This window comes from Salinicoccus sp. Marseille-QA3875 (assembly GCF_054950095.1).
Window position 1 is genome coordinate 2,007,484 of record NZ_CM143103.1, and the last position, 22,755, is coordinate 2,030,238.

Consider the following 22,755-nt stretch of genomic DNA (forward strand, 5'->3'; position numbering starts at 1 on the left):
GAGCTTGCTGCTCCGGAGGTTTTCAGTATATATAAAATTATTTTGTAAGTCGTTCTTCCAGAAGGGATTTAGAAACCAATAAGTTGATGGCCTGGTTTTTTGAAACAGCTTCCTGTTTCATGTAAGCTTCAATTTCGCTATTAAGTGATTTGGGAATTCTATAAGTCATTTTAACAGGTTTTTGTTCTTCATAATCTCTTGGCAAGGGAATTTCATCTTTGTTTTCCAACATGACTTGAAACCAGATTTCTTTGGCAATATCCAAATCTTCAATCGCTTCTATTTTTGTATCTCCGACGCCTTCAAGGCCCTTCAACTCTTCATAGACAGCCACAAAATACTCGGTGTCATCAAAATCTTTTTTTGGAATGACAATCAGTTTATAGTTGAGATTCATGTAATCATTGGTCTTTTTCATAATCCATCACTTCCTCAATATCCTGAATCAGGGATTTAATAATATGGAGGCGCATTGGTTTTGTGAAATTCACTGTGCGTTGTCCCATGATTGAAACTGGTATTTTTCTATGCCGATAAACTTGGTGTCCGCCTTTTCCTTTTTTGGAATTCAATGTAAAACCGAACATCTTTAAAGCAGATTTGAATTCCTGTTCGCTTATATTTCTAGGGTTGTTTTTAAGTTTTTCATACATCTTTTCTCTTCTGGACATGTGCCACCACCCATGATGTCTTTCTATTATTATATACTTTATTATAAACTGTGTAAATAAACATGCCGGTAAATTTAAATGTCAATGGATTTCAATAGGTTATCGGTTTTTATTTTCTGAAAATAGTGGAATAATGGTAATAAGTATACATACGAAAGGGGAAGAGATGATGAAGCGACTGGGGATTGTTCTGGTGGTTTTGATGGCGGCTCTGACGTTCAGTCCGGATGTGTCTGCGAACGAGATCACCAATATGGAGATGGATATTGAAATAAATGAAGATGGCTCGGCGACTGTGACGGAAACGCGCCAGGCGGATATGACCGAGGGTACGGAAAATTATATCGTCTTCGATGAGGCGGACATGGATGCGGTCGAGGTCACGGATTTTTCCGTGGAAGGATTCACCGAGCAGCCGGACTGGGACCCGGATGCGTCTTTGGAGGAAAAAGCGGGGGAGTACGGTGTGATTGAGACGGATGACGGTATCGAACTCGTCTGGGGCATCGGCGAGTACGGCGAGCAGGAGTATGTCGTCAATTATACGCTTGAAAATGTCGTGAGGAATCTTGAGGACGGCCAGTCGCTGTACTGGAACTTCGATACATTTACCGGACTGCCGGTGGATGATTTCACGATGAATGTTTCTTCGGAAGTGCCGCTCGCAGATGAGCTGCAGTTCTGGGGGTTCGGCTTTGAAGGTGATATCAACCGGGGAAGTGACGGCGTCACGTGGACTGCGGATGAAACATTGACAGACGGTAACGATGCGGTGCTGCTCATGCATTTTCCGCAAGCCACATATAATACCGACGTGACGGATGACGGCACGCTGGAAGCTGAGGCCGAAGCGGCGATGGACGGCTCCATCTATGATGACGGCAGCATGAGCGGCTGGGCGATCGGCGGAATCGTCGGCGGAATCGGTGCCGCTCTCGCGTTGGTCATCATCTTCGTCCAGCAGTTCATTTCGCGCCAGCAGAAAGCGGGACACATCGATTCGGGTGCGACCATCCACCGTAGGAATAAAGGGCTCGAGGCCGAAAAGCCGCCCGCTGTTGAAGACTATGCAGGCATCGCGTTTGTCCTGATGCATCTCCGAATGGGGCATTTCGAAGAGACGTTCCAGGCCTATATGATGAAGTGGATGGACGAAGGCCGGATTTCGATCGAGATTGACCGGAAAGAGGGTCAGAAACTGGATAAGGGCGAAACTGAAATCATCATCCATGATTATGAAACATTGATCGAAGGCTATTCCCATTCATTCAAAGATGTGAAGGATCACCTGAAGCAGGAAGTGCCTGCAGGTGGTTACGAGCCGCTGTTATGGTGGATGCTTCTTGACGCGGCGGATGATTCGGGCTTTATTGATGATAAATCACTGACGAAATGGTCGAAGAAAAATGCGAAGGCTGTCGGTGCCGTTGCTGACGAAATTACGGTGTATTCCAAACGGTGGCTCGAGGCGAACGGCTATTTCGAGTTCAGGAAGGACAAGATATTCGGCATCACCGTGCCGATTTCGGTTCCGACCGAAAAAGGCGAGGCACTGCTCGATGAGCTCGTACAGTACAAAAATTATATCGAGGAAGATTACGGACGCATCTATGAGGATGACGACAATTACAGAAACGATATGATCTGGAGCGTCCTCGTCGGCGAAGGCGATGATATCAGGAAACATCTGCTGAAAGTGACGAAAGATGACGCGGACGGCGCCCATCCTGTCTGGATGCATTACTATTACGGGCCGATGCTGGCCTCACAAAGCTGGACGAAAGGGCTCGGCCAGGGCGGATTCCACTCGTCCGCATCTTCCGCCGCTTCAGGCGGCGGGGGCGCAACCGGTGCTGGCGGCGGTGCCGGAGCAGGCGGTGGAGGCGGAGGCGGTGCCAGGTGATGGTGTTGCCCCGGCAGCTGTCTGTTGTTTGTCCTGTTTAAGGTGAAATCCGATTATCTTTGTGGATTTTGCCGACTTGCTCGTTTTGGGCGGGTGAAATCCGAGCATACTCAGATTTCAGGCTGATTTGCTCGTTTTTGGTGAATGAAATCCGAGTATCTTCGTCAATCTCACCGACTTAATCGGTTATCAATTCAAATCCAGATGTCCTGGCACGGGCCGTGGATGTTTATTCGCCTGTAATTTGTGGAACACATATTATATAGAGGTGATAGTGATGGAAAGACAAAAAGTGATTGAAGAGATTGAAAATATACTGAATATATCCAGAGTTGGTGTGATGTCGACGATATCCGGCGACAAACCGAACAGCCGTTACATGATTTTCTATAATGACGGCCACACGCTCTACACGAAGACAGACGAAGCTACACCGAAAGCGGATGAGATCAAGCAGAATCCGAACACGCACGTGCTGCTCGGCTATGAGGAGACGTCGAATGACAGCTTCCTTGAAATCGACGGCAAGGTGGAAATCGTCGAAGATCAGGAAACACTCGACTGGCTGTGGCAGAATCAGGATAAGACGTATTTCGATTCCGAAAAGGACCCTGATTTCACAGTATTGAAAATAAACCCCGAATCCATCAAAGTGATGAACGACCAGGACAACGTCGGCAAATCGCAAGTGGTGGATTTCTCAAAATAACTGAATGGATAAAGCCCCGGTGAGTTGGACCGGGGCTTTTCGTATGGAGTTTTTTATTTCATCAATTTCAAAGTGTTGATAATTCTTTTGCCGAAAATTCATATAGCCGAAGTGCATTGAATAGATCCGTCGGCAACTTTCTCCTTAGCAATTATGCCAGCTTCCTTATCGATAAGATGTTGGAATGTATTCTGATTTACGCCATCGTCCTATTTGGTAATATTATTTATGAGATAGTTGTATAATATATATATTCGAATGAATAGACGAGATTATTAATGAGCAAAAAAGAGGGGCATAAACGAGGCAAAATAAAAACAGTGACCTCCAGAGTGGGTACTAAGACTCATCACTACAAGAGTAATCACTGTTTATTATTATATACATTACTATTATACCTACCTAAGTAAATATTATTCAAGTTTTTTAAAAATGAGAAGAAAACCTGACCATGTTGAAACCGATATTAATTAAACAATATAAGGGGGCGACTATTATGTCTCTGAAGCCAGTATCAGGTGAAGCGCAACAATTAAAAAAGTATCCGTCAGTTTAAACCATCAGATTACCATACCTGAAACATTCGTTGATGCACTCGGCATAGGTAACGAAGTCACAGTCGAACTTTTAAATGACCGTCTTATAATCAGACCTGTAAAAGAAGAATCTGAGGATTTTTCAGAAGAGATACTTTCCGATCTAGTTGATGAAGGCTACGAAGTAGAAGAGTTGAAGAAAGCTTTTTCAAAAAGAAGGGGGCAGATTCCTGACGCCATCGATAAACTGATTGAAGAAGCCCGCACTTCAAAGTCATACGAATCTTTCGAAGAAATGCTGGATGACACGAAAATCTGACCCAAATAAAAATGACAAGAACGATGACTTTCATCAGTTCTTGTCATTTTCATGACTACGGCGTATATTCCATGTCGAAATGGTCGTGACCGGCGATGTCGTATGTATCGGAAACGGCTTTGAAGCCGAATGACGAGTAGAATTCATCCAAGTACGCCATCGCAATGATTTCTATCTTTTTATTTGGATAAGCATCTTTTGCATAATCCATTGCATATTGGAACAGCTCACGGCCCGTACCGTTGCCCCTGTGGTCTTTATTCACGACGACACGGTTGATATTTACATTATCACCGACAAGGATCCGGCAGTAGGAAGTGATCACATTCCCCTCTTTCTTCATCAGGTGCGTCGCCTCCTGGTCCTTGCCGTCGATATCACTGAACAGGCTCTCCTGCTCGATGATGAAAATATCCTGACGCATTTTTAAAATCTGCTCCAGCTCAGTAAGGCTGAGTTCCTCAAACTTTTTCACATGCCACATACCATGACCCCTCTCATAAAATATGAATATATATACAGTTTAACATACTGTGATGAATTGTTTGCATTTTTCCAATAGAGGTAAAACATAATACTGACATACATAAATTTTCGGGGGAGGATGAACGGGATGAAAATTTTTGAGCACTTCAAAAACAGAGTGAAGAAGACTGAAGCCAAACAATCCGATGCAAATAAACTGAGCAAGTACAATGAGAATCTGCAGCTGCAGCTCATCGGCCTCCGCATCGGCCTCGGAATGACGCAGGAGGAATTTGCGGAACTGACCGGCGCCGAATTGTCGACGATTCGTGAACTGGATAAAAATATCGAAGACATTACCGTCGGCGAACTCCAGACCATTTTGGCGAACACTGAGACCGGCGCCAGGCTGGTCATCAAGAAGCGGGAGGACAGGTTCACGAGGTTTTATAGTAATTAGGAGTGGGGTAAATAAACTATATTTTAATTTGTTACACAATTGTAATAATTTAACACATAAATGGTATTGTAAAAATTTTCTAATGATGGATAATTGAAGTAATACAATTTTGGAGGAATTTTTATTGAACAGGAAACGTACGATACCATTTAAAAAATTATCCTTAGCAAGTGCTTTAAGTATTATCGCAGTTACACATATGGGAAATGCAGAAGCCAATGATGATGTTGAAAACGTCAATGTAGAAAAAAATGAATCCGTAGAAGTTGTTGAGAGCGTAGAAGAAGATAAAATAGTGGAAGATTTTGTTAAGGAGCCTGCAGTCGAAGAAGTCCCAGAAGTTGGACAGGATCCGGTTGAAGCTGACCGAGAAATAGTTGAAGAAATCGACGTCAACAATACTATGGAAGAGACAGCACCGGTAGTCGAAGAAGAAATTCCTAAAGAGTTCGAGGAACCAGTAACTTACCCTCAAGAAAATGATGAAACAGAAGTACTGGAGACTGAAGAAGATGTTATTACTGAGACAAATCAAAGTGACATCGAAAAACCTGAAAAAATCAGCAATGAAGTAGAAGAAATAATCAAAGATGAAGTGGTTGTTAATGAAGAACCAAATCCTGATGAACAAGTTGATATTAATAACGATGTATTAGAAGAGGCAATACATATAGAAGAGCCTAAGCAAGAAAATGAAAGTGCAGAAGAGAATCAACCTATTTCTTTAGAGAAAGAGGTAGTAATTTCTAAAAATGATGAAGAGATAGAATTACAAGATCAAAAACTAACAGAAACTGAAGATGAAGTTCAAGAAGTAAATCCTATGATGAGTACTGCCAGTATTGATGTGGATCCACCTGTGTTAGTTTCAGTGACCTCTGACAAATCTGTATATAATGCCGGAGAACAGATTCAGTTGAGAGTTGTGGCAGAAGATGAGACCGGTCTGGATTACGTAACTGTATCATTTTCAAATACAAGCGATGTTGGTCCAAGATCATTATCAGGATATGAACATCAAATTAGCAGGTTGGAAAATGGGAATTTTGAAGCAATAGTTTATGCAGATATTCCGGAAAGAACACCAAACAGTGTATATGATTTGAGTAATCTGTTCTTATATGAAGACGAATTTTCCAGCAGCTATTCTTCTTATCGAGATGAATTGGATTTATCAATAGAGGTGAGAAATAATAATACTGTAGATGTAGATCCGCCCACATTAGTTTCCGTTACATCAGATAAATCAGTTTATAATGCCGGAGAACAGATTCAGTTGAGAGTTGTGGCGGCAGATGAAACAGGCCTGGATTACGTAACTGTATCATTTTCAAATACAAGCGATGTTGGTCCAAGATCATTATCAGGATATGAACATCAAATTAGCAGGTTGGAAAATGGGAATTTTGAAGCAATAGTTTATGCAGATATTCCGGAAAGAACACCAAACAGTATATATGATTTGAGTAATCTGTTCTTATATGAAGACGAATTTTCCAGCAGTTATTCTTCTTATCGAGATGAATTGGATTTATCAATAGAGGTGAGAAATAATAATACTGTAGATGTAGATCCGCCCACATTAGTTTCCGTTACATCAGATAAATCAGTTTATAATGCCGGAGAACAGATTCAGTTGAGAGTTGTGGCGGCAGATGAAACAGGCCTGGATTACGTAACTGTATCATTTTCAAATACAAGCGATGTTGGTCCGAGATCACTATCAGGATATGAACATCAAATTAGCAGGTTGGAAAATGGGAATTTTGAAGCAATAGTTTATGCAGATATTCCGGAAAGAACACCAAACAGTATATATGATTTGAGTAATCTGTTCTTATATGAAGACGAATTTTCCAGCAGCTATTCTTCTTATCGAGATGAATTGGATTTATCTATTGAGGTACGGAATTCACTGGAGACAACGCCTGAAGAATCAGAGAATCAAGACGAACCTGAAATAAACGATGACTTATCTCCAGATTACATTAACGAAATTACATTATATGATTCAGAAACTACTAATGTTATTACCAGTGTAACTTTTGTTGGTCAGACTTTTGATGATCGTTTATTCCATTTGGTGCAGGATATTAACGAAGAACATGGCACTGAATATTCTGTTGAAAGGGAGAGATTAGACGGAAGGACAATCAACAGATCGACAGTTAATGGTGTGACGATTTCCAGAACTACAAGTAACTATTCTATATATCTATTGAATAACTCGGAAGTTGCACCACCGGTTATTGAGAGACCATTTATACCCGAGCACACATTATATGATAATAATAATAATGTGAACAATGAACTTAAAATCGTCACAATCGTGAATATTGAAGGCACTGAACTTTTTTCAGCTGAAACACAAAGCTACAGTACAATTGATGATGTTATCAGAAATGCAATGCAGAATATCGATTCAGAAGTTTATTATTATGATTCAGTAGATGTTTCACGAGGATGGACATCGAGGTTTTCGAATGGAAGTTATTATATCGGAAACTTTAATGATATTGAAGTATTGGTAGCAAATAGAAATGTGGAAGAGCCAGAGACGCCTGTTGAGCCGGAAGACCCGGAAACACCAGTCGATCCAGAAGAATCAGAGACACCGGTTGAACCTGAAGAACCAGAGACACCGGTTGAACCTGAAGAACCAGAGACACCGGTTGAACCTGAAGAACCAGAGACACCGGTTGAACCTGAAGAACCAGAGACACCAGTCGATCCAGAAGAATCAGAGACACCAGTCGAACCTGAAGAACCAGAGACACCAGTCGATCCAGAAGAATCAGAGACACCTGTAGATCCTGAAGAACCAGAGACTCCGGTTGAACCAGGAGAGCCGGAAACGCCGGTTGAACCTGAAGAGCCAGAGACGCCAGTTGAGCCTGAAGAGCCAGAGACGCCAGTTGAGCCTGAAGAGCCAGAGACGCCAGTTGAGCCTGAAGAACCAGAGACGCCAGTTGAGCCTGAAGAACCAGAGACGCCAGTTGAGCCTGAAGAACCAGAGACACCTGTTGAACCAGAAGAGCCGGAAACTCAAGTTGAGCAAGGAGAGTCAGATGCTCCTGATGTAATAGAAGCGTCTGAACTTGAAGAAGAACCAGAATCTACCGATACATCATCAGTAACTGATAAGATAGTAGAATCTGAAGATGAAATTTTGGTTGGTGTAACATCTGCCTCTTCTGTTTCAGGGGAAAAAAATGATGGTACAGATCAGTCAAGCAACACCGGATATGCTTTATCTGAACCTCAGGAATCGGTTCCTTTTGGTTCAAGTGTAGAACCTGATAACGAAGAGTTAAATACAGTGAATCTTTCAACTGATTCTGACGAGACAGAAGAAAATTCTATCAGTAAAGAATCTTATGAAAATGTTAGCAATGAGGAAGAGCTACCAAATACGGGTATTGCAACAAACAACCTTACTATACCTGCAGCACTAGCAGCTTTCTTTGGGGGTCTTCTGGTCTTTAAACGTCGTCGTTCCAAGTAATATTCAAACTAACTGACTGCTATTTTTAGCGGTCAGTTTTTCTATGTAAAAATACACATATTAGCCATTGTATAGTATAATAAATAAAATGATTATTCTTATGAAAAGGGTGACGACATGGATTTCTTAGATCGTTATATCAAAGACAGGTCTGAAAGAAGTCCTGAATTCAAATCGCTTATAGAAGATCCAGTCAGCAATATGAATGAGGGACTCAGAGCACAATTCATCAAATTGCGCTTGGATTTAAGTCTGACCCAAGAAGAATTTGCAAAGTCGACTGATGTGCCCGAAACATTGATTACAAACATTGAGAATGACATTCAGTACATCAGTATCGGAAGACTTCAATCTATACTTGCGAAGACAAATACCGGAGCGAGATTGAGTATAGAAATAAAAGAAGATTAGGTTTCCCAAAAATAGGGGATGATTTCAATAAAAAATTCTGAATTAGAAAACAAAACATATTATTACATTGATTTACAAAGATGGATTGAGAGATATGAAAAATTAGTATATGTCGTATCGATGGAGGTTTAGAAAAACATAGGAAAGAAAATGAAAAGTACAACCAAAAAGCACAGTGAAAAAAGAACCATTCATTATTAAATAAACCTATAGAAGACTGATATAGTTCGAAGCTGAAGATGAAATCATGAAAATGATGAGTCCTCAGCTTTTTTGATGTATGTTTAATCATACATCTCTCTATCCCGTCATCGAATCTAAACGATGTCGGGACCCCAAGATAATCCTCACCCATCACCAAAACCCATCTATTTTCCTATCATTCATGATAAACTATATTTAGAAAAATACATATCAAAAAGAATAACCAAGAAAAAGATAAAATTTATTATCCTGCCCTCACAGTCCTTGCACTCAGCGCTTGAGGCAAGGACGACCCCGATAACAGATCGATAAAGGCAATATGACCGAAGGCAACTGGGTTGGCTATAAAGGGGAAAGAGCGTGCAGACGAAAATGATGACGACGGATTTTATTCCCCTAAAAGGGGCCAAATAAGAAATTTTTCACATGACATGGTAGGATGAGGGTGTATTCAAATATGCATTGGAGCTGAATTTGATGATTGATATTCATAACCATCTGTTAATCAATATTGACGACGGTCCAACTTCAAAGAATGAGGCACAGGCTTTACTCGAGCAGGCGTCGGCGCAGGGGATCACAGACGTCTTCATCACCCCGCACCACAAGGTGGGCAATTGGTATACGCCGAAGCAAAAAGTGCTCGAGGAAATAAAGATCTTAAAAGCGATGATTGACGACAACAACATTCATATCAACGTCCATCATGGTCAGGAAATCCGCATCAACGAACATATTTTGGAGGAACTCCGTGACGGCATCAACACGACGTTGAATGACTCCAGTTATTTACTGGTGGAACTGCCATTCGGCGAGCTCCCGCCGTTTTACGGCGCGGTGATAGACGAGCTCGTTAGCCACGGCTATACACCGATTATTGCACATCCTGAAAGATGCCAGCCGATCGTGGATGATATCGATATATTATATGACCTGATTGCTCGAGGTGCTGTGGCGCAGGTGACCGCCGGGTCCATCACCGGCGACTTCGGAGATACGCTGCAGGAAATCGGCTTGAAAATGGTGGAGGATAAATTGATCCACGTGGTGGCGAGCGACGCCCACAATGCAGACTACAGACCATTCAAACTTGTGGAAGCTTTGGATTTAATCGAAGAAAGACTCGGGAAGAGTTATGCAGATAAGCTGATTAATAATACAGAGAAGATATTTAGAGATGAGAAAATAGACACAGTGAATCATCAGAAAATTAATTAAGATTGCCAGGGCCGGTTATCAATGGATGACCGGTCTTTTTATGAGCAAGGCCGGTGCAGATTTCATCATTATCGGCCAAACCGCCTCTCACTCGCCCGATAATCCACTTTATCGAGTCACTCGCGACTCTCAGTGACCGACAAGCCACGTTTTCCAGTCACTCGTGACTTTCAATGACCGACAACCGACTTTATTCGGTCACTTGCAACTCCCAGTGACCGACAATCCACATTATAAAGTCACTCACAACTCTCAGTGACCGATAACCCACGTTATCCAGTCACTCGCAATTCTCAGTGACCGACACTTTACGTTTTCCAGTCACTCGTGACTTTCAATGACCGACAACCGACTTTATTCGGTCACTTGCAACTCCCAGTGACCGACAATCCACATTATAAAGTCACTCACAACTCCCAGTGACCGACAATCCACATTATAAAGTCACTCACAACTCTCAGTGACCGATAACCCACGTTATCCAGTCACTCGCAATTCCCAGTGATCGGCAGCGCGTGTTTAAACTGTCCATTAAATTAATCGACTTTTTTGAATATTACAATTGTATTAAATTTTGTAAATTCCAACAATTTCGTGACATTAACATTTACAATGAAAGTTGTACAATTTATTAATGGAGGTTACTTATGAAGTACAAAAATCGTTTAATTGTTCCAACACTCGTTTCCACGGGTTTACTTGCATCAACAATAGTGGTTAACGCAGAAGAAGTAGAACAGGATGAACAGTATTCACAGCAGAATATCGCAGAATATTCTAATGCAGATCAGACATCAGAAACTGATTTGGACTTTATTGACTCAGATGAGCAAGAAGATACAGATGAAGAATCTCCGGAAGACAGCGATGAAGAAGACGAGGACTCCGACGAGGAATCAGAAGATGACAGTGAGGAAGAAGCATCAGATGAAGTAGAAGATGTGGATATCACTGATGAAGAAGAAAATGATGCAGAAACTGCTGAAGAAAATGAAGAATTAAGTGAAATTGAGGAAGAAGCATCAGATGAAGTAGATGAGACTGAAATAGTTGAAGAAGATGTTGAAGCTCCAGTCGAGGAGGAAACTGATACAGAAGTTACAGCTGAAGAAACTCAGGATGAAGAATCCGACACTGAAGAAGAAACATCAGAAGTTGTCGTTGAGGAAACTGATGCTATAGAAGAAGACACCGAAGCTGATGTCGTGCAGGAAGACTCGGTTGAAGATACAGATTCAGAAGATGACAGTGAAGAAGAACTCACGTCAGAAGAGTTGGAAGAAAATACAGACTCGGAAGAGAACACTGTAGATGGTGAAGAAGAACAGGAAGCACCATCTAAAGAAACTGCACCTGAAGAAAACAGTGAAGCAGATGCTGCTGAGGAATCTGAAGAGTCAGTTGAAGATGCAGATTCAGAAGAGCTGGAAGAAGACTCAGATGCTGAAGAAAACACTGTAGATACTGAAGAAGAGCAGGGAACTCCGGCAGAAGAAACTTCATCAGAAGATGACAGTGAAGAAGAAATCACTGACGAATCCGATGAACAGGAAGCTGTAGTTTCAGAAGAAGCTGAGGAAACGAACGAAGTTGAAGAAGAAGCAGCCGCCTCTGAAGAAGAAACTGAAACTGCCGAACTGGAAACTGAAGATATCGACACACAAACTGAAGAGACAGAGCCAGAAGAAGATACATATAACTACGATTCTGAATCTCTGGAGCAGGAACTTGAAAACTTATCTGAAGAAGAACGTACAGCGTTTTTAGAAGAGAATGCTGATGATATTGAAGCGGACGAAGAGATGCTGAATGAACTGACTGAAGCAATCTCAGAAGAGCACGGCATCGATCTTGCAGCAAATGAAGTTTATTCTGCAGATGTAAGTACAATGTCAATGTCTCAGGCGATTACTGACATCAATGAATATATCGCTGCGAACGATTTTGATGTCGCTGAAATCCAATATGATCTGATAGAAGGCTTGCCGCAATATGCGTTCGAGTCCAACTATGGATGGGAGCCGGAAAACGGCAAAGTCGGCCAGCCGTCGGGCGTTGTGCTGCATGACGTTGGGAATGAAAATTCCACGATCCATGGTGAAATCAGCTATATGTCAGAAAACTGGGATAATGCGTTCGTCCATGCGTTTGTGGATGCAGATAATATCATTCAAGTCGCGAATACGGATTATTTGGCATATGGTGCCGGAGAATTTTCCAATCAAAAGCATCTGCATGTAGAGCTCGTCCGCCATGACAATCAACATGATTTCGCAAAATCCATCAACAACTATGCGGACTACATTGCGAATCTGCTGTACAAATATAAGCTGCCTGCTGAGAGGGTGGATGCCTCGACAGAAGAAGGTACGCTCTGGTCTCACGTTGAAGTGTCCCACATAATGGGAGGCACGGCGTCACCAGACCCGTATGAATACTTCGCAAGTCACGGCTATGCATATGAAGACGTCATCAGTCTGATCGGCAGTCGTTATGACAATCTATATAATAAAGTGACTGCTCCGAGCATTTATATGCCGACATATGAAGGAGATACAGAGAATCTTGCAGGAGAGATCACGAATCAGAACAGAGGTCTGTACGAAAGTATCACTGATGTCAGAACTTATGATGCCAGTAATTACCTCGGTCAGGACTTGCATGTCGTTCGTTCTGAAATCTACAATTACGAAGAATATTATTTACTTGCGGATGCTGACGGCACTGAAATCGGCTGGATGTATGCAGGCGATGTCGTGACTTCTGCTTTGGATGTCGAGCCTGAAGAAGAAACAGATGCGCCTGAACCTGAGACTCCGGACGAGAATGAAACACCAGAAACGCCTGATGAAGGCAACGATGATCAGTCAGAAGAAACCCCAGATTCAGAGCCGGAAGACAACGATAATGAAGATTCAGATGATACATCAGGTAATGACAACACTGATAACGACGAGGGCTCAGACAACGAATCAGACGAAACTTCAGAAGATGATGGTTCTGATGAAGCGGACACTGACAGTGGTTCAGAAGATACATCAGGTAATGACAACGCTGATAACGACCAGGGCACAGACAACGAATTAGACGAATCTTCAAAAGATGATGGTTCTGATGAAGCGGACACTGGCAATGATTCAATTGAAACACCGGAAGAGAGTGACACTAGTGACGATCAGCAAACAGATTCAGAGTCGGATGATGATAACCAAAGTTCAGATGGAGGCTCTGAAGATTCTGTAGAACAGGAAGACACATCTAATGAAGGAACTGGAAATGCCGGTTCAAATGAAAGTTCAGAATCTGACGATGATACAACTGAGTCGACAGACACAAATTCAGACGAAACTGAAAGCAGTTCTGAAGAGGATTCAGATGAGTTGGAAGATGAAAATACTGAATCTGATGCCGAAAATGGCAGAGAGGAATCCGCAAGTTCCACAGACGCGGGCGAGGATGATTCATCAGGCGGAGCAACGGCTGATAGTGAGGATGGAGACGTTTATTCTTCACTCGAAGATGTTGAAACCGGCGTCAGAGTCGTCAGTAAGTCTGACGAGCTGGACGGCAAGTCGCTTGTGGTGACGGTGCTCGGTTCGTCGGATGCGATCGGTGCGGAACATGATCTTTACGACATCCATGTGCTCGATGAAAATGGCGCACTGTATGACCTGCAGAACCCGGTAACGGTTTATCTGCCGGCGGGTGGTTATGTGTCGAACGTCTATTATCTTGGTAATATCGGCGAGACGCTGGAAGCGGTGAACTTCAGAACCGAGGACGGCTACGCGGTATTAGAAACTGACAGCTTCAGCCAGTATGCGGTGGTCTACGGCACTGAAGACGCGGACAACACGACGGTTGCACCGGTTTCTGAGAATAAAGATCATTCAGCCGGCGAAAAGTCGACTGACCGTGCAAACGAGCATCCGGCTGTCTACACAGAAGAAGCGGATGATACTGAGGCGGCAGCTGCAGTGAGCGATTCCGGAGACGGATCAGCTGACGGCGCGGCGGCAGAGTCAGAAGTGCTTCCAAACACAGGTGTCGCAGAACAAAGCACGACAATATTCGCTGGAATTTTAGCGGCACTCGGACTTGGATTCCTCGTGAAGAGAAGAAAGCCGACAAATAAATAAGAGATCGGACAAGAGTACCTCCAGGGCTGAAAAGCTTTGGAGGTTTTTTGATGTGCCATGTCGGGAAACTGCCTCTGTCCCGACGTCGTTTTTGCGCCATGTCGGGGTAACGCCTCTCCCCCGACATCGTTTTCGTGCCATGTCGGGAAACCGCCTCTCTCCCGACATCGTTTCTGAGCCATGTCGGGAGGATTCAGATGATCAGTCCGAAATCAATCACTTCCATATTAATTCCTCCGGGTTTTCACTATAATTAAAGATAATCAGGCAGCGAGTATGGAGGGGCGGCATGTTAAGGAATAAAAAAGATGTTAAACGTTTGGAAAATGAACTAAATAGTATTGATAAACAGATCAGCGGTTATTCTGAGGAGAGTTTTGACAAGAACATCAAAAATCTGTGGCAGAAGCTGAAGATCCGCGCGGGAAATGCACAGCTGAAATCGATGCATATCGATACGATTTCCACTTTGGAAAAGGGGATGCCGATCAATCTGCTTGTGAACAACGGTTTTAGAACGATTTACGATGTGGCACCTTATGATGTGGACCAGCTGGCAAATATTAACGGCATCGGCGATACATATGCGGAGTCGATTCACGATGCCGTAACGAGAATAAAGGAATCGGTCTATCAGCAGGCGCATCCCAGAATGGATCCGGATAATCTGGCCGATCTTGATTTGACACTGATTGAAACGGTCCATAGGAAAAGGGAGATTCTGACCAAAGCTGAGAAGGCGGAAAAACTGCTTAAGCAGTATGAAACGGAAGTGAATCCTTACATATCCACCGCAAAGAAAAAGAAAAAATTTTTCGTGGGACTGTTCCAGTCGCAGGATGAGAAAGATAAGATTGACGAAGCATTCGATGCGTTGAATAAAAACCGATACCAGCTGGAAGAAATAAAAAACGAGATTCATGAGATCGAAAATTTCTCCGTATCTGAAACTGAGCTGATCCAGCATTTCATCAATAATAACGCAGCGTATTATATAGAAATTGAGAAAGTGACGGGGTATTCGCAGATGGAAACTGCGGGGGACATCCCATCTGAAATCGTCAAGGCGGTTGAGGCATTTCCGCTGGAGACGACCGGCCTGGACTTGACGCTCAGACACTATCAGGCATTCGGTGCGAAGTACGCACTGAGAAATAAACGGACGCTTCTCGGCGATGAGATGGGGCTCGGCAAGACGATCCAGGCGATGGCGATGATCAATCATCTGCGTCTTGAAGGTAAGAAGCATTCGATTGTGGTGTGCCCGCTCAGCGTGATTGCCAACTGGAAGCGGGAGATACAGAAATTCTCCGGGCTGAAGGTCTTTATTTTCCATGGGAACGGCCGGGATGAAGCTTTCGAGGGCTGGAAGAATGAGTCGGGTGTGATGCTGACGACGTATGGTCATGCCGGGAAGCTCGACAGGGACGAGATTCCGGATCTCAATGTGCTGATTGTTGATGAAGCGCACTTTGTTAAAAATCCGGGCGCAAGGCGTTCGCAAAGTGTGTATAAATTGGGTGAAAATACGGAGTATGTGCTGTATATGAGCGGGACGCCGCTTGAGAACAGGCTCGCTGAGATGAAACAGCTGATTCGCGTACTTCAGCCGGAGGTTGCAGACCGGCTGACGCAGGAATTGTATCTTCTTGAACCGAAGGAATTCAAACGGACGGTGGCGCCGGTATATTTGAGGCGGAACCGGGTGGATGTACTGGGTGAGCTGCCTGAATTGGATATCATTCCGAAGTGGACCGAATTTGGAGATGGTGAAAGCAGGTATTATAAGGAAGTCGTTTCAAACGAACAGCTGATGAAGATGAGACGGGCTGCCTGGACAGGCGGTACGCCTGAAAAATCGCCGAAGCTGGAAGTGCTGCTGGATATTTGTGAGGAAGCGGCTGATAACGGTCATAAAGTGCTGGTGTTTTCATATTTCAGAGATGTCATGAGCACGATTGAGCGCCATCTCGGAGATCGCACGTTTGAGCCGATCAGCGGCGACGTACCGAACATAAGGCGTCAGGAAATCATCGATGATTTCACAAAAGCGGAACCGGGTTCTGTGCTCATCAGCCAGATTCAGGCCGGCGGCGTCGGGCTCAATATACAGGCGGCGAACATCATCGTTTTGTGCGAGCCTCAGTGGAAACCATCGACCGAAGAACAGGCCATCAGCCGGGCATACCGGATGGGGCAGTCGAGGAAGGTCGTCGTGTACCGGCTGCTTACTGAAGACAGCATAGACGTCAGCATGCTTGAAATACTCGGCGAGAAATCCGAACTGTTCGACGTGTATGCAAGGGAATCCCAGGTGGCATCCATTGCGATGAACGAGTCGGATGCGTCCATTAAACAGAAGGTGATGGAAATGGAACAGCAGCGTGTGGCAGAGGTTGTGGTGTAATAATGAAATAAACCTCCCGGCCGGGAGGTTTTATTTGAGTGATAGACTTTTTTTAATAGGAGACAGTCATTACATGTCATCCTTATGGATTTTGAGCCAATTCTACCCATTCTTCAAATTCTTCTTTTTCCAATCTGTCTAAAATTTCCTGTTTGCCTTCAGTTTTTCTGGGAACATCAAATTTTCGTTTGCCAATCACAAAATCAGGGTCAACTTTTCGGACAGCTTTGATGGCTATCGGTCTTCTTTTTTTATTTTCTTTTTCTAAGTTTTTGATATTATAAACTTTCATAATATTTCCCCCCTATATATTAGTTGACTGACAAATAACTTCTTAATTACATTATACCCCCCTTTTTAAAATTTGATTCAATTTTACAAGTCAACGCCTCTGCCCCGACATCGTTTCTGCACCATGTCGGGAGACTGCCTCTGCCCCGACATCGTTTTTGCGCCATGTCGGGGTACCGCCTCTGTCCCGACATCGTTTCTGCACCATGTCGGGAGACTGCCTCTGTCCCGACATCGTTTTTGCGCCATGTCGGGGTAACGCCTCTCTCCTGACGTCGTTTCTGCGCCATGTCGGGAGAGTGTCGTGCAATAATAAGGGACCTCCCGTCACAACGGCCGGGTGGTTTTATTCTGTCAGAAATACTTTCCATTCGAGACATTTCGCTGTCTGAAAATTCTTTTATTTGTTAAAATGATTTATGAAAGCGCTTTACACAATGTTGCCAAAGCTTCCCGCCAGTCAGCACACTTTAAATAAGGAGGAAGTAAGATGTCAATTTCGACAGAAGAATTACATTGGATGTATGCGCACATGTACAAGATCCGCTATTACGAGGATAAGCTGGAAGAGGTATATATGGAAGGAAAACAGCCTGTGTTCAATATCGGTGCAGGGACTGTGCCCGGGGAAATGCATCTGTCGACCGGTCAGGAACCAGCGGCGGTGGGTATCAGCGTACACCTGCGTCAGGATGATATTGTGACGGCACCGCACAGGCCGCATCATCATGCGATCGCGAAAGGCATCGATCTGAACCGCATGACTGCTGAAATTTTCGGCAAAGTCACCGGTCTCAGTAAAGGGAAGGGCGGACATATGCATCTGTTTGATCCGAACGTCCATTTTTCATGCAGCGGCATTGTCGGTGCCGGTATTCCGCATGCAGTGGGCGGCGCGCTTGCTGCGAAGAAGCGGGGCAAGGATTCTGTTGCGGTCGCCTACATCGGTGAGGGTGCAGCGAACCAGGGGTCGTTCCACGAGTCATTGAACCTTGCGGCACTGTGGAATCTGCCCGTCATCGTCGTCGTTGAAAACAACAAGTACGGTATTTCTGTCGCTAGGGATGATTCAACGTCTGTTGCATCGAATGACCTCAGGGCAGGTGCATACGGCATTGAAGGCTACTATGTAAAGGATAATGATCTGCTTGAAATGTATAGAGTGTCGAAAGAGGCGGTGGACCGTGCGAGGGCAGGCGAAGGACCATCGATCATCGAGATTGAAACGTATCGTTATCTCGGGCATTTCCAGGGCGACGCTGAACAGTACCGTCCGGAAGATGAAGTGAAGGAACTGAGAGCGAAAGACCAGGTCAATATGTACCGGGATGTGTTAATAAAAGATCATGGCTTTGATGAAAACGAAATTGCCGACATCGAAAAGAAAGCGGCCGCAGAAGTGGACGAAGCGTACCAGTTCGCAAGGGACAGCGATTACCCTGACGAGACGGCTGCTTTAGAAGATGTATTCGTATAAATAATATTTGAAGGGAGCAAATGACAATGCAGGAAGTGAAGAAACGTTTATTGACGGGTAACAAAGCGATGGCTGAGGCAATTCGTTCAGAGATGAAGGATAATGAAGATGTGTTTGTGCTCGGGGAAGACATCGGAGCATACGGCGGTATTTTCGGTTCGACGGAAGGATTGCTTGATGAATTCGGACCGGAGCGGATCATGGACACGCCGATTTCGGAAACGGCACTGATCGGTGCGGCGGTCGGCGCGGCGACTGAAGGCATGCGGCCAATTGCCGAGCTGATGTTCGTAGACTTTTTCGGGGTCGCAATGGACCAGATCTATAACCAGATGGCGAAGATTCCATATATGTCCGGCGGCAATGTGAAAGTGCCGATGGTGCTGATGACTGGAGTCGGGGGCGGATATAATGATGCCGCGCAGCATTCCCAGACACTGTATGCGACGTTCGGCCATCTGCCCGGTATGAAAGTGGTGGCACCGACAACCCCGTATGATTTGAAAGGGATGATGATTTCAGCCATCCGCGACGATAATCCGGTGGTGTTCATGTTCCATAAGACGCTGCAGGGACTTGGCTGGATGGAACAGCTGGATACGTCCCAGGGCCATGTGCCTGAAGAATCCTATACGGTGCCGCTCGGCAAGGCGAATGTCGTTGAAGAGGGCACCGATCTAACGATTGTCGGAATGCAGATGACGACGCATTACGGTATGGGCGCGGTCAAGGAACTGAAAGAGCAGGGCGTGGATGCCGAGCTGATCGATCTCCGTTCCATCGTCCCGCTCGATAAAGTTACGATTTTGAAATCCCTTAAGAAGACCGGTCGTCTATTGATCGTGGATGAAGACTACAAATCATTCGGCGTGTCGGCTGAAATTGCCGCTATCGTTGCCGAAGAGGGTTTATTCGACTTGGAAGCGCCGGTGAAAAGACTTGCGCTGCCGGACGTGCCGATTCCATACAGCCGTCCGATGGAGCAGTATGTGATACCGACGACAGATAAAATTGTCAAAGCAGCACTTAAGTTGATGGATGAATAATCGAGGAGGGGAATCATCGTGGCAATGGAAATAAAATTACCCCGGCAATCCGAGAAATTGGATGAGAGCCTGATCACTTTCTGGCAGGTGTCAGAAGGTGACCCGGTCGAAAAAGGTGACGTACTTGTCGAGGTGCAGACGGAAAAGGCAGTGAGCGAAGTAGAGGCACCGGCGTCCGGCGTCATCAAGGAAATCGTCAAGAAGCGTGGAGATACTGTAACAGTCGATGAAGTGTTGGCAGTTTTAGAGAGCGGGCAGAAGGCATCCGATGACAATAAAAAAGCGGCACCGAGAGTGAAAAAGATAGCCAAAGAGCTGGGTGTCGATTGGAAATTGGTAAAACCTGAAAGGTCAGACGGCAAAGTGACCGAAGAAGACGTGCGGATGTTTGCGGAAAGTGACGGAGCAGAGTCGCAGGAGGAGAAACCTCGCCGACGAGTTTTATCAACACCTTCCGTCAGAAAATATGCCCGGGATAACGACCTGATGATCGATAATGCCACCCAGTCATACATTAGCGATGGACAGAATGACTACGGCACGAAAGATGCGGAGAAGCGGGTGCCGCTGACCGGCATAAGAAAAGTGGTCGTAAGAACGATGACACAGTCGGCACGGACGATTCCGCATGTCACCCATTTTGATGAGGCGAATGTTGAAAAGCTCGTAGAACTCCGGGAAATGCTGAAAAAGGATTTTGAAATTGAAGAAGTCAAGCTCACATATATGGCGTTCGCCGTCAAAGCATTCACCAATGTGCTTTACAACTATCCATATCTCAATGCAAGCTTTGATGAAGACAGTGAGGAAATCATATTGAAGGAACACTACCATATCGGTTTTGCGGCAGATACGGATCAGGGACTTCTCGTGCCTGTCGTGAGAAATGCAGATAGACAATCGCTGTTCCAGATCGCGAAAGAACTCCAGGACCTTGCGAATAAAGCCCGAAACGGCAATATTAGCACGGATGATATGACTGGCGGCACAGCGACGATTTCAAATGTCGGATCGGCGAAAGGTGCGTTCTTCACACCGATCATCAATCCGCCGCAGTCATCCATTTTAGGCATCGGCAGAATCGAGAAAAAAGTTGTTGCGACAGACGATGACGATATTGAAATCCAGCCGAGAATGGCATTGTCTTTAAGCTATGACCACAGAGTCTTGGACGGCGTCATGGCCCAGGAAGCAATGAACGAACTGAAGCGGTTATTGGAAGAACCGGGATTGCTGCTTGCTTATTAGGGTAAGGGGTTAAGTTAAAAAATATGAAAGTCAGGAACCGCAATCTTCGGATTGCGGTTTGTTGTGAGTGCGCCTCTTTTCTGAGCAGCTGGCCAGCGCCGCGAACATGTGATAGCGCTCCAACACATGTTGGCCAGCGCCACGAACATGTGATAGTGGTTTAACATATGCTGGCCAGCGCCGCGAACGTGTGATAACGGTTTAACACATGCTGGCCAGCGCCACGAACATGTGATAGTGGGTTAACACATGCTGGCCAGCACCGCGAACATGTGATAGCGGTCCAACACATGCTGGCCAGCGTCAGGGCTGTGGAAGTTGTTATTAAAGCTATGTTAAATATTTAAAAAAAGAGATTTAAGTTAATTAGAGAGAATGAGCCTTCGTTAAAAATCTGCTGAATAGTCCAGCTATAAAAATGATTGAAATTAGGCGACATTTTATTAATATGGTATAATAAGTTAGAAAGTTTAACTTTAGAACAGTTCGAAAAATAGGATTTTATAGGGGGCTGGATTGTGAATCAAACACAGAAAAAAGACAATGAGGCTTTAAAACCTGAGCATGTGAGGTTTAAAAAGAAGTCTCAAGTTACAGTACCGAGTAAAATTGTAGAAGCGTTAGACCTTAAGGAAGGTGACGATTTACAATGCCGTCTGGAAGATGGGAAAATCGTTCTGGTACCAACAATATCAATCCCCAAAGACCAAGCCTGGTTTTGGTCGGAACAGTGGCAAAAGGAAGAGCGGGAAGTCGAGCAGCAAATTAAAGACGGGAAGTTATCGGAAGCTAAAAACTTAGAAGATACTTTAAGTGATTTAGATAAGATTTCCAAGGACTAAAAGATGATGAATTTGCAAAGGACAGCACGTTTTGATACCAACTTTACAAAACTTGATCCGCAGGCACAAAAAGCTATAAAAAAAGCGCTGCGCTTTTTGGTCACTGACTTCAAACATCCCTCTCTCCGTATGAAAAAAATGGAGGGATGGGATTACATATTTGAAGCAGGTGCCAATATGGATATACGCATTACTTTTCACTTTGAAAAAACTGACACAATTGTTTTAAGGAATTGCGGACATCATGATAGAACTTTAAAAAATACCTGATTTACTAATAAAAATAACCCCCGATCTGCAAAAAAAGTGGATTGGGGGTTCGATTTTTATTTCATTCGATATAAAGCAGCAGTTTATTATCTTCCAAAGATTTCCTGTGAATATTCTTCTCATCATCCGTAAGGTCGAGTGCGTCCATCAGCTTTTCCTCGCGGCTTGTCGTTGAGAAGATGGAAATGAATTTAGCCAACGGGCCGAGGTCGGCACTTTTATTTTCGATGTGTTTAAACTGTGAGATGGTTTTGTCCAAACTGGAATTGGCGATCACCGTCATCTGTTCCTCTTTTAATCCTTCATCTTTCTTGGCCACGATGCTGTCAATCAGCGCCGCTTCCGTCTCATATACTTCAATTCTGCCCATAGTTGCCTCCTGCATAAATGCTTACTCAGTTTAATGATAACAGAGGACTTCTTTCAACATTTGTAAATAAACTCCAAATCTGTAAAATTCGGATTTTGGACATAAAAATACCGACCTGCCATGACTGGTGAGGTCGGTTCTGCTTGTGATGTCATATAATTTTAATATCTAATTTCGTAAGCCTGAATTACAATAGCACAAAGCTTACGAATCCGGCATCACGATCCCCACATGAACGAGGTACATTCCCGTGATTTCGTGCGA

General features: G+C 44.2%; 20 protein-coding genes. 14 read left to right on the forward strand and 6 right to left on the reverse strand.

All coding sequences use genetic code 11. The features are described 5' to 3' along the window. Positions 1-37: 37 nt before the first annotated feature. Both ACY8DT_RS10290 and ACY8DT_RS10295 read right to left on the reverse strand, forming a co-directional pair. Positions 38-418 (reverse strand): type II toxin-antitoxin system HicB family antitoxin, encoded by a 381-nt coding sequence (locus ACY8DT_RS10290; protein ID WP_462420216.1) that lies wholly within the window; start codon positions 416-418, stop codon positions 38-40. Then, positions 402-671, reverse strand: coding sequence for a hypothetical protein (locus tag ACY8DT_RS10295; RefSeq protein ID WP_462420217.1), 270 nt, complete (start codon positions 669-671; stop codon positions 402-404). Before ACY8DT_RS10295 ends, ACY8DT_RS10290 begins: the two co-directional genes overlap by 17 nt. A 133-nt stretch (positions 672-804) precedes the next feature. On the opposite strand from ACY8DT_RS10295, the gene ACY8DT_RS10300 reads away from it, so the two are divergent. The 3 genes from ACY8DT_RS10300 to ACY8DT_RS14085 all read left to right on the forward strand — a co-directional run bounded on the left by ACY8DT_RS10300 (position 805) and on the right by ACY8DT_RS14085 (position 4,138). Then, positions 805-2,574, forward strand: a complete 1,770-nt coding sequence (locus ACY8DT_RS10300) for a DUF2207 domain-containing protein (RefSeq protein WP_462420218.1) — start codon at positions 805-807, stop codon at positions 2,572-2,574. Between the two features lie 277 nt (positions 2,575-2,851). Beyond that, the gene (locus ACY8DT_RS10305; protein WP_462420219.1) at positions 2,852-3,283 is read left to right on the forward strand and encodes a pyridoxamine 5'-phosphate oxidase family protein; all 432 of its coding nucleotides are present in this window, start codon (positions 2,852-2,854) and stop codon (positions 3,281-3,283) included. Positions 3,284-3,883: 600 nt separating this feature from the next. Further along, positions 3,884-4,138: an AbrB/MazE/SpoVT family DNA-binding domain-containing protein gene (locus tag ACY8DT_RS14085; protein ID WP_510177642.1), complete on the forward strand. Its 255-nt coding sequence runs from the start codon at positions 3,884-3,886 to the stop codon at positions 4,136-4,138. A 55-nt stretch (positions 4,139-4,193) separates the two neighbouring features. Here the strand turns inward: ACY8DT_RS14085 and ACY8DT_RS10315 are convergent, their stop codons facing one another. Further along, a complete protein-coding gene (locus tag ACY8DT_RS10315) occupies positions 4,194-4,622 on the reverse strand; it encodes a GNAT family N-acetyltransferase (RefSeq protein ID WP_462420221.1) in 429 nt (142 codons plus the stop codon). Positions 4,623-4,751: 129 nt separating this feature from the next. Between ACY8DT_RS10315 and ACY8DT_RS10320 the strand changes: the two genes are divergently transcribed. From ACY8DT_RS10320 to ACY8DT_RS10345, 6 genes are all read left to right on the forward strand, one after another. Further along, positions 4,752-5,063: a helix-turn-helix domain-containing protein gene (locus ACY8DT_RS10320; protein WP_462420222.1), complete on the forward strand. Its 312-nt coding sequence runs from the start codon at positions 4,752-4,754 to the stop codon at positions 5,061-5,063. A gap of 124 nt (positions 5,064-5,187) precedes the next feature. Further along, a complete protein-coding gene (locus ACY8DT_RS10325; protein WP_462420223.1) occupies positions 5,188-8,568 on the forward strand; it encodes an LPXTG cell wall anchor domain-containing protein in 3,381 nt (1,126 codons plus the stop codon). Between the two features lie 117 nt (positions 8,569-8,685). Then, the gene (locus tag ACY8DT_RS10330; protein ID WP_462420224.1) at positions 8,686-8,979 is read left to right on the forward strand and encodes a helix-turn-helix domain-containing protein; all 294 of its coding nucleotides are present in this window, start codon (positions 8,686-8,688) and stop codon (positions 8,977-8,979) included. 681 nt (positions 8,980-9,660) lie between these two features. Then, positions 9,661-10,401: a tyrosine-protein phosphatase gene (locus ACY8DT_RS10335; protein WP_462420225.1), complete on the forward strand. Its 741-nt coding sequence runs from the start codon at positions 9,661-9,663 to the stop codon at positions 10,399-10,401. 647 nt (positions 10,402-11,048) lie between these two features. Further along, positions 11,049-14,540: an LPXTG cell wall anchor domain-containing protein gene (locus ACY8DT_RS10340; RefSeq protein ID WP_462420226.1), complete on the forward strand. Its 3,492-nt coding sequence runs from the start codon at positions 11,049-11,051 to the stop codon at positions 14,538-14,540. 289 nt (positions 14,541-14,829) lie between these two features. Next, positions 14,830-16,947, forward strand: coding sequence for a DEAD/DEAH box helicase (locus ACY8DT_RS10345; RefSeq protein WP_462420227.1), 2,118 nt, complete (start codon positions 14,830-14,832; stop codon positions 16,945-16,947). Positions 16,948-17,029: 82 nt separating this feature from the next. On the opposite strand, the gene ACY8DT_RS10350 is transcribed toward ACY8DT_RS10345, so the two are convergent. Further along, positions 17,030-17,239, reverse strand: a complete 210-nt coding sequence (locus ACY8DT_RS10350) for a hypothetical protein (RefSeq protein ID WP_462420228.1) — start codon at positions 17,237-17,239, stop codon at positions 17,030-17,032. A 90-nt stretch (positions 17,240-17,329) separates the two neighbouring features. Continuing rightward, positions 17,330-17,548 (reverse strand): hypothetical protein, encoded by a 219-nt coding sequence (locus tag ACY8DT_RS10355; protein WP_462420229.1) that lies wholly within the window; start codon positions 17,546-17,548, stop codon positions 17,330-17,332. A gap of 180 nt (positions 17,549-17,728) precedes the next feature. On the opposite strand from ACY8DT_RS10355, the gene ACY8DT_RS10360 reads away from it, so the two are divergent. The 5 genes from ACY8DT_RS10360 to ACY8DT_RS10380 all read left to right on the forward strand — a co-directional run bounded on the left by ACY8DT_RS10360 (position 17,729) and on the right by ACY8DT_RS10380 (position 22,121). Continuing rightward, a complete protein-coding gene (locus ACY8DT_RS10360) occupies positions 17,729-18,715 on the forward strand; it encodes a thiamine pyrophosphate-dependent dehydrogenase E1 component subunit alpha (protein WP_462420230.1) in 987 nt (328 codons plus the stop codon). Positions 18,716-18,741: 26 nt separating this feature from the next. Further along, positions 18,742-19,761: an alpha-ketoacid dehydrogenase subunit beta gene (locus ACY8DT_RS10365; RefSeq protein WP_462422259.1), complete on the forward strand. Its 1,020-nt coding sequence runs from the start codon at positions 18,742-18,744 to the stop codon at positions 19,759-19,761. A gap of 18 nt (positions 19,762-19,779) precedes the next feature. Continuing rightward, positions 19,780-21,009, forward strand: coding sequence for a dihydrolipoamide acetyltransferase family protein (locus tag ACY8DT_RS10370; protein ID WP_462420231.1), 1,230 nt, complete (start codon positions 19,780-19,782; stop codon positions 21,007-21,009). A gap of 518 nt (positions 21,010-21,527) precedes the next feature. Then, on the forward strand, positions 21,528-21,851 hold the full coding sequence (locus tag ACY8DT_RS10375; protein WP_462420232.1) for an AbrB/MazE/SpoVT family DNA-binding domain-containing protein: 324 nt from the start codon (positions 21,528-21,530) through the stop codon (positions 21,849-21,851). Between the two features lie 3 nt (positions 21,852-21,854). Beyond that, on the forward strand, positions 21,855-22,121 hold the full coding sequence (locus tag ACY8DT_RS10380; protein ID WP_462420233.1) for a type II toxin-antitoxin system RelE family toxin: 267 nt from the start codon (positions 21,855-21,857) through the stop codon (positions 22,119-22,121). Between the two features lie 61 nt (positions 22,122-22,182). On the opposite strand, the gene ACY8DT_RS10385 is transcribed toward ACY8DT_RS10380, so the two are convergent. After that, complete coding sequence (locus ACY8DT_RS10385; protein ID WP_462420234.1) at positions 22,183-22,491, reverse strand: hypothetical protein; 309 nt, start codon at positions 22,489-22,491, stop codon at positions 22,183-22,185. Positions 22,492-22,755: the final 264 nt, after the last annotated feature.